This window comes from Pseudomonas sp. FW507-12TSA (assembly GCF_058781435.1).
Map to the genome: position 1 here is coordinate 48205 of NZ_JBYSWT010000033.1, position 13537 is coordinate 61741.

14 protein-coding genes are annotated in these 13537 nt (G+C 64.2%); 10 read left to right on the plus strand and 4 right to left on the minus strand.

From position 1 onward, the window contains the following. Position 1: 1 nt before the first annotated feature. Positions 2-1009 carry a cytochrome d ubiquinol oxidase subunit II gene (gene cydB, locus AC3WK8_RS26085; RefSeq protein WP_022641127.1) on the plus strand — a complete coding sequence of 336 codons (1008 nt, stop codon included), beginning with the start codon at positions 2-4 and terminating at the stop codon, positions 1007-1009. A gap of 90 nt (positions 1010-1099) precedes the next feature. After that, complete coding sequence (locus AC3WK8_RS26090; RefSeq protein WP_083456947.1) at positions 1100-1267, plus strand: DUF2474 domain-containing protein; 168 nt, start codon at positions 1100-1102, stop codon at positions 1265-1267. 199 nt (positions 1268-1466) lie between these two features. Here AC3WK8_RS26090 and AC3WK8_RS26095 read toward each other — a convergent pair whose 3' ends face one another. Continuing rightward, complete coding sequence (locus AC3WK8_RS26095; protein WP_103326245.1) at positions 1467-2591, minus strand: methyltransferase; 1125 nt, start codon at positions 2589-2591, stop codon at positions 1467-1469. Between the two features lie 219 nt (positions 2592-2810). On the opposite strand from AC3WK8_RS26095, the gene AC3WK8_RS26100 reads away from it, so the two are divergent. Next, positions 2811-3587: a ferredoxin--NADP reductase gene (locus AC3WK8_RS26100; RefSeq protein WP_053134690.1), complete on the plus strand. Its 777-nt coding sequence runs from the start codon at positions 2811-2813 to the stop codon at positions 3585-3587. 54 nt (positions 3588-3641) lie between these two features. Here AC3WK8_RS26100 and mscL read toward each other — a convergent pair whose 3' ends face one another. Continuing rightward, positions 3642-4055: a large-conductance mechanosensitive channel protein MscL gene (gene mscL, locus AC3WK8_RS26105; protein ID WP_022641123.1), complete on the minus strand. Its 414-nt coding sequence runs from the start codon at positions 4053-4055 to the stop codon at positions 3642-3644. Between the two features lie 288 nt (positions 4056-4343). Here mscL and katB point away from each other — a divergent pair, with 288 nt between their 5' ends. From katB to AC3WK8_RS26125, 4 genes are all read left to right on the plus strand, one after another. Further along, positions 4344-5885: a catalase KatB gene (katB, locus tag AC3WK8_RS26110; protein WP_103326246.1), complete on the plus strand. Its 1542-nt coding sequence runs from the start codon at positions 4344-4346 to the stop codon at positions 5883-5885. 182 nt (positions 5886-6067) lie between these two features. Then, the gene (locus tag AC3WK8_RS26115) at positions 6068-6616 is read left to right on the plus strand and encodes an ankyrin repeat domain-containing protein (RefSeq protein WP_103326247.1); all 549 of its coding nucleotides are present in this window, start codon (positions 6068-6070) and stop codon (positions 6614-6616) included. Between the two features lie 45 nt (positions 6617-6661). Then, positions 6662-8029, plus strand: coding sequence for a DNA repair protein RadA (gene radA / locus AC3WK8_RS26120; RefSeq protein WP_022641120.1), 1368 nt, complete (start codon positions 6662-6664; stop codon positions 8027-8029). A gap of 31 nt (positions 8030-8060) precedes the next feature. After that, positions 8061-8789 carry a hypothetical protein gene (locus AC3WK8_RS26125; protein ID WP_103326248.1) on the plus strand — a complete coding sequence of 243 codons (729 nt, stop codon included), beginning with the start codon at positions 8061-8063 and terminating at the stop codon, positions 8787-8789. A gap of 14 nt (positions 8790-8803) precedes the next feature. Here the strand turns inward: AC3WK8_RS26125 and AC3WK8_RS26130 are convergent, their stop codons facing one another. Beyond that, positions 8804-9172, minus strand: coding sequence for a PilZ domain-containing protein (locus tag AC3WK8_RS26130; RefSeq protein ID WP_022641118.1), 369 nt, complete (start codon positions 9170-9172; stop codon positions 8804-8806). Positions 9173-9424: 252 nt separating this feature from the next. On the opposite strand from AC3WK8_RS26130, the gene AC3WK8_RS26135 reads away from it, so the two are divergent. From AC3WK8_RS26135 to yjiA, 3 genes are all read left to right on the plus strand, one after another. Continuing rightward, the gene (locus AC3WK8_RS26135; RefSeq protein WP_053134681.1) at positions 9425-11491 is read left to right on the plus strand and encodes a carbon starvation CstA family protein; all 2067 of its coding nucleotides are present in this window, start codon (positions 9425-9427) and stop codon (positions 11489-11491) included. Between the two features lie 16 nt (positions 11492-11507). Continuing rightward, positions 11508-11705: a YbdD/YjiX family protein gene (locus AC3WK8_RS26140; RefSeq protein ID WP_007937254.1), complete on the plus strand. Its 198-nt coding sequence runs from the start codon at positions 11508-11510 to the stop codon at positions 11703-11705. Between the two features lie 101 nt (positions 11706-11806). After that, complete coding sequence (yjiA, locus tag AC3WK8_RS26145; protein ID WP_404942591.1) at positions 11807-12793, plus strand: GTPase; 987 nt, start codon at positions 11807-11809, stop codon at positions 12791-12793. Here the strand turns inward: yjiA and AC3WK8_RS26150 are convergent. Next, positions 12729-13505, minus strand: coding sequence for a GntR family transcriptional regulator (locus tag AC3WK8_RS26150; protein WP_103326250.1), 777 nt, complete (start codon positions 13503-13505; stop codon positions 12729-12731). The genes yjiA and AC3WK8_RS26150 overlap by 65 nt on opposite strands. Positions 13506-13537: the final 32 nt, after the last annotated feature.

Consider the following 13537-nt stretch of genomic DNA (forward strand, 5'->3'; position numbering starts at 1 on the left):
CATGGGTATCGATCTTCCGCTGCTCTGGGCCGTGATTATCATCTTCGGCATCATGATGTACGTGGTCATGGACGGGTTCGACCTGGGGATCGGGATTCTCTTCCCGTTCGTCAAGGACAGCCGCGACCGTGACGTAATGATGAACACCGTCGCCCCGGTCTGGGACGGCAACGAGACCTGGCTGGTACTGGGCGGGGCGGCGCTGTTCGGCGCCTTCCCGCTGGCCTACTCGGTGGTGCTTTCGGCGCTGTACATGCCGCTGATCCTGATGCTGGTTGGGCTGATCTTCCGTGGCGTGGCCTTCGAGTTCCGCTTCAAGGCCAAGGAAGCCAAGCGCCATATCTGGGACAAGGCCTTCATCGGCGGTTCCGCTGCGGCCACCTTCTTCCAGGGCGTGGCCCTGGGGGCCTTCATCGATGGCCTGCCAGTGGTCAACCGCCAGTTCGCCGGCGGCTCGATGGACTGGCTGACGCCCTTCACGCTGTTCTGCGGCCTGGCGCTAGTGGTGGCCTATGCCTTGCTCGGTTGCACCTGGCTGATCATGAAGACCGAAGGCAAGCTGCAGTTGCAGATGCATGACCTGGCGCGGCCCCTGGCCTTCGTCCTGCTGGCGGTGATCGGCGTGGTCAGTATCTGGACGCCCCTGGCCCATGCCGAGATTGCCGCGCGCTGGTTCACCCTGCCGAACCTGTTCTGGTTCCTGCCGGTGCCGATCCTGGTGCTGGTGACCCTGTACGGGCTGCTCCGGGCCGTGGCGCGCAACGCTCACTACACGCCGTTCCTTTTGACCCTGGTACTGATCTTCCTCGGCTACAGCGGCCTGGGCATCAGCCTGTGGCCGAACATCGTGCCGCCGTCGATCTCCATCTGGGACGCCGCTGCACCGCCGCAGAGCCAGGGCTTCATGCTGGTGGGCACCTTGTTCATCATTCCGTTCATCCTGGGATACACCTTCTGGAGCTACTACGTGTTCCGCGGCAAGGTCACCCACGAGGACGGCTACCACTAGTCAGGCCTCGCTCCTCCAGAGGAGCGCAGCCTGCTCGCGACGGCGCCCTTGCAGGCGCCATCGCCCCCCTTGCGAAAGGAGCATTCGATGATGGCTGGTAAACATTCATTGCAGGAAATCGAGCAGGCGGAAAAGAAGCCGCTCTGGCAACGCCTGGGCTGGCTGGCCATGATCTGGGGCGGTAGCGTCCTGGCCCTGTTCCTGGTGGCCAGCCTGATGCGCATGTTCATGAACGCCGCGGGCCTGACCACGCACTGATCTTCATTACCGCTCATCCCATCCCGTGTCGTGCGGCGCGGTTTATAACCCTCCATTGGAGGGTTTTTTTTGACCTGGGCTTGCTACGTCTTTTCTTTGCAGGTGCAGCCGGTGGGCTCGCGATGAGCGAGAACGCGGTACTTGGCATTTCGCGGGGGACTCACCGCGAGCAAGCTTGCGCCTGCGGGGCAGTGTGGGGTTACTTGCGGGCCTTGAGGATGACGAACTTGGGCGTCGCCGCCACCTGCTCAACACCGCGGAACAGGCGGGCCAGCTTGCTGTGATAACCCAGGTGGCGGTTACCGACGATATATAGCGCACCGCCCACCACCAGGGCTTCCCGGGCCTGCTGGAACATGCGCCAGGCGAGGAAGTCGCCCACCACCTGCTGCTGGTGGAACGGTGGGTTGCACAGCACCACGTCCAGGGATTGCGGCTCCTGGCCGGCCAGGCCGTCGCCGGGGCGGATCACGGCTTCGCGCTCGCCAAGCAGCGCCTGCCAGTTTTCCCGGGCCGACTGCACTGCCACGAACGACTCGTCCACCAGGGTGTAGCGGGCCTGTGGATTGTCCAGGGCGCTGGCGATGGCCAGGATACCGTTGCCGCAGCCCAGGTCCGCGACCCGGGCATTGCCGAGGTTCTGCGGCAGGTGCGGGAGGAAGGCGCGGGTACCGATATCCAGGCCTTCGCGGCAGAACACGTTGGCGTGGTTGAGCAGCTCGACAGCAGGCTTGTCCAGGCGATAGCGGGTCGGGTAGGGCGAGGCCAACGGCGGCCTGGCCTCGGCGGTGGCGATCAGCAGGCGGGCTTTCTTCACCGCCAGCGACGCCTGGACCGGGCCGATGTAGCGCTCCAGCAGGTCGCCGGCGGCCCGGGGCAGATGCTTGACCATGGCCGCAGCCACCACTTGGGCCCCGGGAGCCAGCTGGCCTTGCAGGCGGATCAGTTGCTCCTCCAGCAGGGCCAGGGTTTTGGGGACACGGACCAGCACCCGGTCGAAGGGGCCCTCCAGTGGTTCGCTGGCCGGCAGCACCTGCACGGCATCGAAGGGCAGGCCATTGCGTGCCAGGTTTTTTTCCAGGGCCAGGGCGCCGAGGTAGGAGTCGCCGCTGCTGGTGACCTGGACCTTGCCCAGCAGGCTCGCGGCCAGGGCCCCGAAGCTGTCGTTGAGCACCAGGACCCGGGTCTCGCTGCCCGGTTGCTGTTCGGCCAGGTGGCTGAGCAGGTACTCGTCCGCGGCGTCGAAGGCTTGCAGCGGCTCGTTCTGCTGTTCGGGCTGGCGGATCAGGTCGAGCTGGGCGAAGGGGCTGGCAAGCAGGGGCATGGGCGGACTCTAGGTAATAGGTGGGCCTGTCGGCGCGGGACCGTGGCGGACAGGAGCCTTTGGGCAGCGCTGTTGCAACGCGCGGGCGGGCTTGTGCAAATGCGGCGATTTTACGTTTTTTCGCCGGGGATTGCCCGCCGTCTATGCCACTACAAACCACCGGTGTTTGTGCACGACGCTTTGCGGGACACTAGGAACATCGGTTTTGTGGAGTTCGTCATGACTGCCAGTGAAGAAAAGTACACCCGCCAGACCCTGCTCGATGTCCAGCCGCTGACCCCCAGCCTGTTCACCCTGCGCACCACCCGGGACCCGGGCTTTCGCTTCCGTTCCGGCCAGTTCGCCCGCCTCGGGGTGACCCGGGCCGACGGCAGTACGGTGTGGCGTGCCTATTCCATGGTGTCTTCGCCGTTCGACGAGTTCCTCGAGTTCTTTTCCATCGTCGTGCCCGACGGCGAGTTCACCAGCGAGTTGAGCCGCCTGCGTGAAGGCGACAGCCTGCTGGTGGATCGCCAGGCCTTCGGTTACCTGACCCTGGACCGTTTCGTCGATGGGCGCGACCTCTGGTTGTTATCCACAGGTACCGGCATTGCGCCATTTCTGTCGATCCTCCAGGACTTCGAGGTGTGGGAGAGATTCGAGCGCATCATCCTGGTCTACAGCGTGCGCGAAGCCAGGGAACTGGCCTACCAGCAATTGCTCGCCGAATTGCCCCAGCGTGAATACCTGGCCGAAGTTGCCCACAAGCTGCAGTTCATCAGCACCGTTACCCGCGAACAGCATCCGGGCAGCCTCAACGGGCGCATTACCCAGCTGATCGAGAACGGTGAGTTGGAGCGTGCGGCGGGCCTGGAACTGAGTCCTGAACACTCCCGGGTGATGCTCTGCGGCAACCCGCAGATGATCGACGACACCCGGGCCCTGCTCAAGCAGCGGGGCCTGAACCTGAGCCTGAGCCGACGCCCGGGACAGGTGGCAGTGGAAACCTATTGGTAGGGGAAAAGCCCCGTGGACGCTGCTTCGCGCGGCCACGGGTCGCTACGGCGTGCCTCAGGACTTGTCGTTCTGGGCCTTGAGCAGGTCGCGGATCTCGGTCAGCAGCACTTCTTCCTTGGTCGGAACCGGCGGCTCCGCTGGTGCCACGGCTTCTTCGCGCTTGAGACGGTTGATCACCTTCACGCCCATGAAGATGGCGAAGGCGATGATGATGAAGTCGATGATGCTCTGGATGAACTTGCCATAGGCCAGGACCACCGCTGGCGTGTCGCCCACGGCCGCCTTGAGGGTGATGGCCAGGTCGGCGAAATCCACGCCGCCGATCAGCATGCCGATTGGCGGCATGACCACGTCACCGACGAAAGACGAGACGATCTTGCCGAATGCGGCGCCGATGATGATACCGACGGCCATGTCGACCACATTACCTTTGACCGCGAAGGCCTTGAACTCACTTAACACGCCCATAGGTTATTTCCTTGTTGCAGATGAGGTTGGTTAAAGCAGTGTAAGTCAGCAAAAAGCATTTTGCCGACTCAACTTTCTACAGCTCGCGGCGTATGACCGATATATCGGCGAAGAGTTTAATCAAAGTGCCATCATTTTTCGCGCGCGATATACCTCGTCATTGCCGCTATAACCACAACATTCTGTCAATCAAGCGCTTGCGGGCTTTCTATTTAGCTTTCAAATGTTTAGCCACTAGCCTCTAGCAGGCGTATCGAGATACGCCTTATATAACTAGAGGAATCCGACATGACTGTTTCCATTGGCCTGGGGAATCTTTCCCCGCGCGGCGTACTGGGCGTGCTCGCCGCCAGTATGCTGTCCCTTTCCGTACAGGCCGCCACACTGACCCGCGACAACGGCGCGGCGGTAGGCGACAACCAGAACTCGCAGACCGCAGGCGCCACTGGACCGGTGTTGCTGCAGGATGTGCAACTGATCCAGAAGCTCCAGCGTTTCGACCGCGAGCGTATTCCAGAGCGGGTGGTGCATGCGCGCGGCACCGGCGCCCACGGCACCTTCACCGTCACCGACAACCTCACCGACCTGACCCGGGCCAAGGTGTTCGCCGCTGGCGAGGTGACCCCGGTATTCGTGCGTTTCTCGGCGGTGGTGCATGGCAACCATTCCCCGGAAACCCTGCGCGATCCACGGGGTTTCGCCACCAAGTTCTACACCGCGGACGGCAATTGGGACCTGGTGGGCAACAACTTCCCGACCTTTTTCATCCGTGACGCCATCAAGTTCCCGGACATGGTCCATGCCTTCAAGCCCGACCCGCGTACCAACCTGGACGATGATTCGCGGCGTTTCGATTTCTTCTCCCATGTTCCCGAAGCCACCCGCACTTTGACCGAGCTGTATTCCAACTCCGGGACCCCGGCCAGTTATCGGGAAATGGACGGGAATGGCGTGCACGCCTACAAGTTGATCAACGCCAAGGGCGAAGTGCACTACGTGAAGTTCCACTGGAAGAGTTTGCAGGGTGTGAAGAATCTCGATCCGCAACAAGTGGTCGAGGTCCAGGGGCGCGATTACAGCCATATGACCCATGACTTGGTATCCCACATTAATAAAGGGGACTTTCCCAAGTGGGACTTGTATGTCCAGGTATTGAAGCCCGAAGACTTGGCCAAGTTCGAGTTCGATCCGCTGGACGCCACCAAGATCTGGCCCGGCATTCCCGAGCGCAAGGTCGGGCAGATGGTGTTGAACCGCAATCCGGGCAATGTCTTCCAGGAAACCGAGCAGGTGGCCATGGCTCCGGCCAACCTGGTGCCGGGTATCGAGCCCTCCGAGGACCGCCTGCTGCAAGGCCGGGTGTTCTCCTATGCCGACACCCAGATGTACCGCCTGGGGGCCAACGCCCTGCAACTGCCGATCAATGCGCCGAAGGTTGCGGTGAACAATGGCAACCAGGATGGCGCCATGAACCAGGGGCACACCCAGAGCGGGGTCAACTACCAGCCGAGCCGGCTTGAGCCACGCGAAGAGCCCGCGGCGGCGCGCTACAGCCAGCAGGCGTTGGCGGGCAGCACCCAGCAGGCGAAGATCCAGCGTGAGCAGAACTTCAAGCAGGCCGGCGACCTGTACCGCTCCTACAGCAAGAAGGAGCGCCAGGACCTGATCGAGAGCTTCGGCCAGTCCCTGGCCGACACTGACGACCAGAGCAAGCACATCATGCTGTCGTTCCTCTACAAGGCCGACCCCGAGTACGGCGCTGGCGTGGCCAAGGTGGCCAAGGGCGACCTGGCCCGGGTCAAGGCCCTGGCCGCCAAGCTGGCAGATTGACTTCGACCCGCGTCACGCTCTCGGGCGTGACGCACCTTTTCTTTGTAGGAGCGAGGCTTGTCCGCGATGGGCCGCACAGCGGCCCCAATACCGATTCTGCCTGGAGCCCTGTTTCCCGGGCTGGAGGCATGGGTGGCAAGCCTCGCGCTTACGGAGTTTCTTGAAACAAAGGGAGTCGCACCATGCGCCTGTTCATTTCACTGCTGCTGGCCGTCTGCTCCCTGGGGGCTCATGCGGAGCAAGCGGGCGTTGCCGACCCGGTTGCGGTCAAGGCCCAGCTGGCCAACTACTATTTCGATGCCGCCCGCCGCGGCGATATCGAGATCCTCGACACCTTCATCGAGGCCGGCTACGCCCTCGATACCCGCGACGAAAAGGGCTATACCGCGCTGATCCTGGCCGCCTATCACGGCCACGGGGCGGCGGTGGAGCACCTGCTGGCCGCCGGCGCCAATGCTTGCGCCCAGGATGAGCGCGGTAATACCGCGTTGATGGGGGCGATCTTCAAGGGCGAAGTACGGATAGCCCGGCGCCTGATGGCGGCCGATTGCAGCCCTGACCAGCGCAATGCCGCTGGCCAGACGGCGGCCATGTACGCCGGCCTGTTCAAGCGTACCGAGTTGCTCCAGGCCCTGGCGGCCAAGGGCGCCGATCTTGAGGCCGAGGACCCGCTGGGCAATAGCGCCACGCGCCTGGCCAGCGGGCAGATCCGCACCGCCGCGCCGCGCTGATCGGCGCCAGCTGAGCTATCATCGCGGTTTTTGCCGGGGGTTCAGATGGCCAAGGCCAAGCGCATGTACGGCTGCACCGAGTGCGGCTCCACCTTTCCCAAATGGGCCGGGCAATGCGGTGAATGCGGCGCCTGGAACACCCTGGTCGAGACCATGATCGAAAGCGGCGGTGCCGCGGCGCCCGCCGGGCGTACCGGCTGGGCCGGGCAGCAGGCGCAGATCAAGACCCTGGCCGAGGTCAGCGTCGAGGAGATCCCGCGTTTCTCCACCGCTTCCGGCGAGCTCGACCGGGTGCTCGGCGGCGGCCTGGTGGATGGCTCGGTGGTGCTGATCGGCGGTGATCCGGGGATCGGCAAGTCGACCATCCTGCTGCAGACCTTGTGCAACATCGCCACGCGCATGCCGGCGTTGTACGTCACCGGCGAGGAGTCCCAGCAGCAGGTGGCGATGCGCGCCCGTCGCCTGGGCCTGCCCCAGGACCAACTGCGGGTAATGACCGAAACCTGCATCGAGACCATCATCGCCACGGCCCGGGTAGAGAAGCCCAAGGTGATGGTGATCGACTCCATCCAGACCATCTTCACCGAACAACTGCAATCGGCCCCAGGCGGGGTGTCCCAGGTTCGCGAGAGCGCCGCCTTGCTGGTGCGCTACGCCAAGCAGAGCGGCACGGCGATCTTCCTGGTCGGCCACGTGACCAAGGAAGGCGCCCTGGCCGGCCCGCGGGTACTGGAGCACATGGTGGACACCGTGCTGTATTTCGAGGGGGAGTCCGATGGTCGCCTGCGCCTGCTACGGGCGGTGAAGAATCGCTTCGGCGCGGTCAACGAGCTTGGCGTGTTCGGCATGACCGACCGTGGGCTGAAGGAGGTCTCCAACCCGTCGGCGATCTTCCTCACCCGGGCCCAGGAGGAAGTGCCGGGCAGCGTGGTCATGGCCACCTGGGAAGGCACCCGGCCGATGCTGGTGGAGGTCCAGGCGCTGGTGGATGACAGCCACCTGGCCAACCCGCGCCGGGTCACCCTGGGCCTGGATCAGAACCGCTTGTCCATGCTGCTGGCGGTCCTGCACCGCCACGGCGGCATCCCGACCCACGACCAGGATGTGTTCCTCAACGTGGTGGGTGGGGTCAAGGTGCTGGAGACCGCCTCCGACCTGGCGTTGATGGCGGCGGTGATGTCGAGCCTGCGCAACCGGCCGTTGCCCCATGACCTGCTGGTGTTCGGCGAGGTGGGCCTGTCCGGCGAGGTGCGCCCGGTGCCCAGTGGCCAGGAACGCTTGAAGGAAGCGGCCAAGCATGGCTTCAAGCGGGCCATCGTGCCCAAGGGCAACGCGCCGAAGGAGCCGCCGGCAGGGCTGAAGATCATCGCCGTGACCCGCCTGGAGCAGGCACTGGATGCACTTTTCGAATAACTCGGGCTGTTACTGAAGGGACGCACACGACATGGGCATGACAAACATGAAGGACTGGTTGCTGGGGATCGGCTTGCTCTGTGGCTGCAGCCTGGCCCTGGCCCAGCAGGCCGAGGCGCCGCCGGGCTACTGGATCGCGCAACAACTTCCGGTGGGGGATGGCACGACGCTGCAGGTGCTGGAAGACCAACGCATCACCCAGGAGGTCCATGACGAAAACTGGGGCAGCGGCATGGACGCGGACAATCTCCCTGAGGCCGCGGACGGCCAGCCGGCGGAGCCGTTGGAAGCCCGGGCGCGCCTGGTCTCGGACAGTGGCCAGGTGCTGGCGCAGCGGGCCCTGGGTTATCCCCTGGCCAATGTGAAGAAGGCCCCGCTCAGCGGCCTGCCATCGCCGACCTTCTTTTTGTCCATCGACCAGACCGCCCCCCTGGGTAGCTACAGCGGCCCGCTCACCGAGGTGCTGGTGCCGGCGCAGAACCGCCTGGACCCGGTGCCATGCCAGGACGAGACCGGCGAGAAACGGCCACTGATGTTCAGCCATACCGGCAAGGCGGCCTGGCAGATAGTGCCCGCCAGCGGGGGCGGGACCGAAACCATCCAGCAGGTGTCGTCGGCCTCGACCATGGTGGACGATGAGTTCATCACCACCTATCGCACCTTCCGTTATGTCGATGGACAGTGGACGGCGGTTTCCCGACAACAGCCGGGCTACTGGGACATGGAGCACGATTTCCCCGAGCCCGCGCTGTTTCCCTGACTCCCTGCGGCAGGTCAGATATCGATCAGCGCGCCCAGCTCCCGCTCCAGCTCCTCGGGGTCGCCCAGGTTCAGCTCGATCAGGCGCCGCAGGTGCTCGATGGACTCCAGGCCGATATGCAGGCAGACGAAACCCAGCTGGCCGTTGTTGTCATGGGCCAATTGCACATCCATGCGCACGTCGGCGTCCTGGCCCAGGTGGATATCGGCTTCGAAGGGGCGCTTGGGATCTCCCAGCCAGGGGGCGGGGCGCTCGATCAGCAAGCCCTTGAGGGACAGGTCCAGCAGTTGCACCGGCCAGCGGTGGGTGCCCTGGCTGAGTTCGGTCTTGGCATCGAAGGCGATACGTTTGAAGCGTCGGCGGTCGTCGTGTTGCTCGCTCATGGACTGGCCCTCTGCGTGGTGCACTGACTATAGACCCCGGCACCGGCCCGCCGCTACAACCCATGTCGCGCCTTGCGAAGCAGTCGCCGTAAGCGCCGCCCGGGAAACATTCGCCGCCAGCGCGAAGCAGGCCCGCGAAGCTGCCACGGTGCGGGAAAGAATGCTCTAGACCAACGTGGGGGCTGGCCTTTGGGTGGAGTAGCGCTACACTCGCAAGCGCTATCTTTCTGTCCACCTGGCTGGAATATAAAAATGAAAAACAATAATAGCCCGCTACGCCACCTGCCCTGGCTGGTGCTGGCAATCGTAGGAGCATGCGCCCTTGGCGTAGTTGCATTGCGTCGAGGGGAGGCGATCAACGCCTTGTGGATCGTGGTCGCGGCAGTGGCCATCTACCTGGTGGCGTACCGGTACTACAGCCTGTTCATCGCCAACAACGTGATGCAGCTGGATTCGACCCGCGCCACCCCCGCCGTACTCAACAATGACGGTCTGGACTATGTGCCGACCAACAAGCACATCCTGTTCGGCCACCACTTCGCGGCCATCGCTGGCGCAGGTCCCCTGGTGGGCCCGGTCCTGGCGGCGCAGATGGGCTACCTGCCCGGCACCCTGTGGCTGATCGCCGGCGTGGTCCTGGCCGGCGCGGTACAGGACTTCATGGTGCTGTTCCTGTCCACCCGGCGTAACGGCCGCTCCCTGGGCGACATGGTCCGCGAGGAGATGGGGCGCATTCCCGGGACCATCGCCCTGTTCGGCTGCTTCCTGATCATGATCATCATCCTCGCGGTGCTGGCGCTGATCGTGGTCAAGGCCCTGGCCGAGAGCCCATGGGGCATCTTCACGGTGATGGCGACCATCCCGATCGCGGTGTTCATGGGCGTGTACATGCGCTACATCCGCCCGGGCCGCATCGGCGAGATCTCGCTGATCGGCGTGATCCTGCTGCTCGCTTCCATCTGGCTGGGTGGCCAGGTGGCGGCCGATCCGGTCTGGAGCAAGATGTTCACCTTCACCGGCGTGCAGATCACCTGGATGCTGATCGGCTACGGTTTCGTCGCTGCGGTGCTGCCGGTCTGGCTGATCCTGGCGCCACGGGACTACCTGTCGACCTTCCTCAAGATCGGCACCATCATCGCCCTGGCGATCGGCATCCTGATCACCATGCCCGAACTGAAGATGCCGGCCCTGACCCAGTTCACCGACGGCACCGGCCCGGTGTGGAAAGGCGGGCTGTTCCCGTTCCTGTTCATCACCATCGCCTGTGGCGCGGTATCCGGCTTCCATGCGCTGATCTCCTCGGGGACCACGCCCAAGCTGCTGGATAACGAAACCAACGCTCGCTACATCGGCTACGGCGGCATGCTCATGGAGTCCTTCGTGGCGATCATGGCCATGGTCGCGGCCTCGGTGATCGAGCCTGGCGTGTACTTCGCCATGAACAGCCCGGCGGCCATCGTCGGTGGTGACGTGGTCGCGGTCGCCCAGACCGTCAGCAGCTGGGGCTTCGTCATCAGCCCCGAGCAACTGCAGGCAGTGGCCAAGGACATCGGCGAGAACACTATCCTGGCCCGTGCCGGTGGTGCCCCGACCCTGGCGGTGGGGATCGCGCAGATCCTCCATCACGTGCTGCCGGGCGAGAACACCATGGCGTTCTGGTACCACTTTGCGATCCTGTTCGAAGCGCTGTTCATCCTTACCGCAGTGGATGCCGGTACCCGGGCCGGGCGCTTCATGCTCCAGGACCTGCTGGGCTCCTTCGTCCCCGCGCTCAAGCGCACCGAATCCTGGGGCGCCAACCTGATCGCCACCGCCGGTTGCGTGGCCCTCTGGGGCTACCTGCTGTACCAGGGCGTGATCGATCCGCTGGGTGGTATCAACACCCTGTGGCCGCTGTTCGGCATCTCCAACCAGATGCTGGCCGGTATCGCCCTGATGCTCGGCACCGTGATCCTGATCAAGATGAAGCGCCAGCGCTACATCTGGGTCACCCTGCTGCCGGCTGTGTGGCTGCTGATCTGCACCACCACCGCGGGCTTCATCAAGCTGTTCGACGCCAACCCGGCGATCGGCTTCCTGTCCCTGGCCAAGAAGTACAGCGATGCCCTGGCCAACGGCCAGATCCTCGCCCCGGCCAAGGACATCACGCAGATGCAGCACGTGATCTTCAACGCCTATACCAACGCGGCCCTGACCGGCCTGTTCCTGCTGGTGGTATTCAGTGTCCTGTTCTACGCGCTCAAGGTCGGTGTCGCCGCCTGGGGCAGCAAGGAGCGCACGGACAAGGAATCGCCATACCAAGCGGTACCGGACGCCTGACCCGAGGATTGCAACGATGTTCAATGACCTGAGTCGCCTCGGTAAATACCTCGGTCAGGCCGCGCGCCTGATGGTCGGCATGCCCGACTACGACAACTATGTCGAACACATGCAAACCAAGCACCCGGACAAGCCGGTGATGTCGTACGAGGCGTTCTTCCGGGAACGCCAGGAGGCACGCTACGGCGGCAAGGGCGGTCCGAAGTGCTGTTGAGGCACTGCGTTTAGGCAATACCCCGGCAGGAGCCGGCGGGCCCGACGATGGCGTTCCAAGGAGCGCTCTCGCCAGGTTCGCCGGCTCCTGCGTTTTCAGGCATGGGAGACCCTGTTTTGCACAATCCTGTTCCCGTCACCGTTCTCAGCGGTTTTCTCGGCGCCGGCAAGACCACCTTGTTGCGCCATCTGCTCAAGGCCGAGCACGGTTTGAAGATCGCCGTGATCGAAAACGAATTCAGCGACGCCGGTATCGACAGCCAGTTGCTGGGCACCGAGCCGGTTCAAGTCATGACCCTGTCCAATGGTTGTGTCTGCTGCACCATCCACACCGACCTGAGCAAGGCCCTGTACTTGCTGTTGGAGCGCCTGGACAGCGGCGAGATCGCCTTCGACCGGCTGGTGATCGAGTGCACTGGCCTGGCGGATCCGGCGCCGGTGGCGCAGACCTTCTTCATCGATGAAGAGCTGCGCGAGCGCTATATCCTCGATGGCATCATCACCCTGGTGGATGCCAAGCACGCCGAGTTCCACCTGAGCCAGACCATCGCCCAGGCGCAGATCGGCTTTGCCGACCGCTTGCTGGTGAGCAAGCGCGACCTGGTGGACCAGGACAGCTTCGAGGCCCTCTGCCAGCGCCTGACGCGGATCAACCGCCGGGCGCCGATCCATGTGGTGGATCACGGCAATATCGAACTGGCGCAACTGCTGGATGTGCGCGGCTTCAATCTCAATGCCGACCTGGGTGGGGGCATCAGCCTGCGTCCGGTGAGCAAGGCGCCATCGGTGGATCGCATCGCCAGCCTGGTGTTGCGCACCGAGCAGGCGCTGGACCTTGCGCGCCTGAGCGAATTCATGAATGAGCTGCTGGAAGAGCACGGCCAGCAGTTGCTGCGCTACAAGGGCGTGCTGAACGTCATCGACGAACCCCGGCGCATGGTGTTCCAGGGGGTGCTCAAGCTCTACGGCTTCGACTGGGACAGCGAGTGGGCTGCAGACGAAGTTCGCGAGAGCGTGATGGTGTTCATCGCCGATGACCTGCCGGAAGAAAAGATTCGCCAGGGCTTCGCGCGGATGCTGGCCGGCTGACACGGCGCTGCGCAGCCTGCTCCTCCAGGCCCCTGAGCAAGCGCAGTTGCAGGTGTTCCAGGTGCTGTTGCATCAACGCCTCGGCCACCGTGGCGTCGGCTTCCTGCAGCGCCTCGACGATGGCGGCGTGTTCCTGCCAGGCGCAATGCTGCAAGGCCTGGCCCGCCAGCTGGGCGATGGCCAGGGAGGTCAGGGGCACCAGGCTGCCGAGGAAGTTGGCCAGGGGCGCATTGCCGGCCAGTTGCGCCAGTTGCAGGTGGAACTCCCCTGACAGGCGGATGGCCGGGCCATGCCAGCCGCGTTCGATGGCCTCGCGCTCGCGGGAAACCAGTTGGTGCAAGGGCTGCAAGCGCTTGCGTGGCTGCTGGCAGGCCAGGCGCACCAGGGCGATTTCCGCCAGGCGCCGGGCGTGGAGGATCTGCCGGGTCTGCTCCAGGTCCGGTGCCGCCACCTGGGGCCGGTGGTTGGGTCGCAGGATCACCACCTGCTGGTGGGACAGGCGCGCCAGTACCTGACGCACGATACTGCGGCTGACGCCAAAGGCCTGGCCCAGGCTGTCCTCGGTGAAGCGGCTGCCGGGGGCGATGCGCTGCTCGAGGATGGCATCGAAGATCTGCGGGTAGACATCGTCCACCAACAGCTTCTTCGCACCATGTCGACGCAGGTTGGCCACCGGGGTGAAGCGAGGGTTTTCCAAGGCGTGGCTGACCATGGCCGGTCTCCGGTCCAGTTGCTGATACGGGA

What these genes read in the sequence shown, in the direction of transcription:
- cydB (WP_022641127.1), top strand. Translation starts at nt 2, where the DNA reads ATGGGTATCGATCTTCCGCTGCTCTGGGCCGTGATTATCATCTTCGGC.
- AC3WK8_RS26090 (WP_083456947.1), top strand. Translation starts at nt 1,100, where the DNA reads ATGGCTGGTAAACATTCATTGCAGGAAATCGAGCAGGCGGAAAAGAAG.
- AC3WK8_RS26095 (WP_103326245.1), bottom strand. Translation starts at nt 2,591, where the DNA reads ATGCCCCTGCTTGCCAGCCCCTTCGCCCAGCTCGACCTGATCCGCCAG.
- AC3WK8_RS26100 (WP_053134690.1), top strand. Translation starts at nt 2,811, where the DNA reads ATGACTGCCAGTGAAGAAAAGTACACCCGCCAGACCCTGCTCGATGTC.
- mscL (WP_022641123.1), bottom strand. Translation starts at nt 4,055, where the DNA reads ATGGGCGTGTTAAGTGAGTTCAAGGCCTTCGCGGTCAAAGGTAATGTG.
- katB (WP_103326246.1), top strand. Translation starts at nt 4,344, where the DNA reads ATGACTGTTTCCATTGGCCTGGGGAATCTTTCCCCGCGCGGCGTACTG.
- AC3WK8_RS26115 (WP_103326247.1), top strand. Translation starts at nt 6,068, where the DNA reads ATGCGCCTGTTCATTTCACTGCTGCTGGCCGTCTGCTCCCTGGGGGCT.
- radA (WP_022641120.1), top strand. Translation starts at nt 6,662, where the DNA reads ATGGCCAAGGCCAAGCGCATGTACGGCTGCACCGAGTGCGGCTCCACC.
- AC3WK8_RS26125 (WP_103326248.1), top strand. Translation starts at nt 8,061, where the DNA reads ATGGGCATGACAAACATGAAGGACTGGTTGCTGGGGATCGGCTTGCTC.
- AC3WK8_RS26130 (WP_022641118.1), bottom strand. Translation starts at nt 9,172, where the DNA reads ATGAGCGAGCAACACGACGACCGCCGACGCTTCAAACGTATCGCCTTC.
- AC3WK8_RS26135 (WP_053134681.1), top strand. Translation starts at nt 9,425, where the DNA reads ATGAAAAACAATAATAGCCCGCTACGCCACCTGCCCTGGCTGGTGCTG.
- AC3WK8_RS26140 (WP_007937254.1), top strand. Translation starts at nt 11,508, where the DNA reads ATGTTCAATGACCTGAGTCGCCTCGGTAAATACCTCGGTCAGGCCGCG.
- yjiA (WP_404942591.1), top strand. Translation starts at nt 11,807, where the DNA reads ATGGGAGACCCTGTTTTGCACAATCCTGTTCCCGTCACCGTTCTCAGC.
- AC3WK8_RS26150 (WP_103326250.1), bottom strand. Translation starts at nt 13,505, where the DNA reads ATGGTCAGCCACGCCTTGGAAAACCCTCGCTTCACCCCGGTGGCCAAC.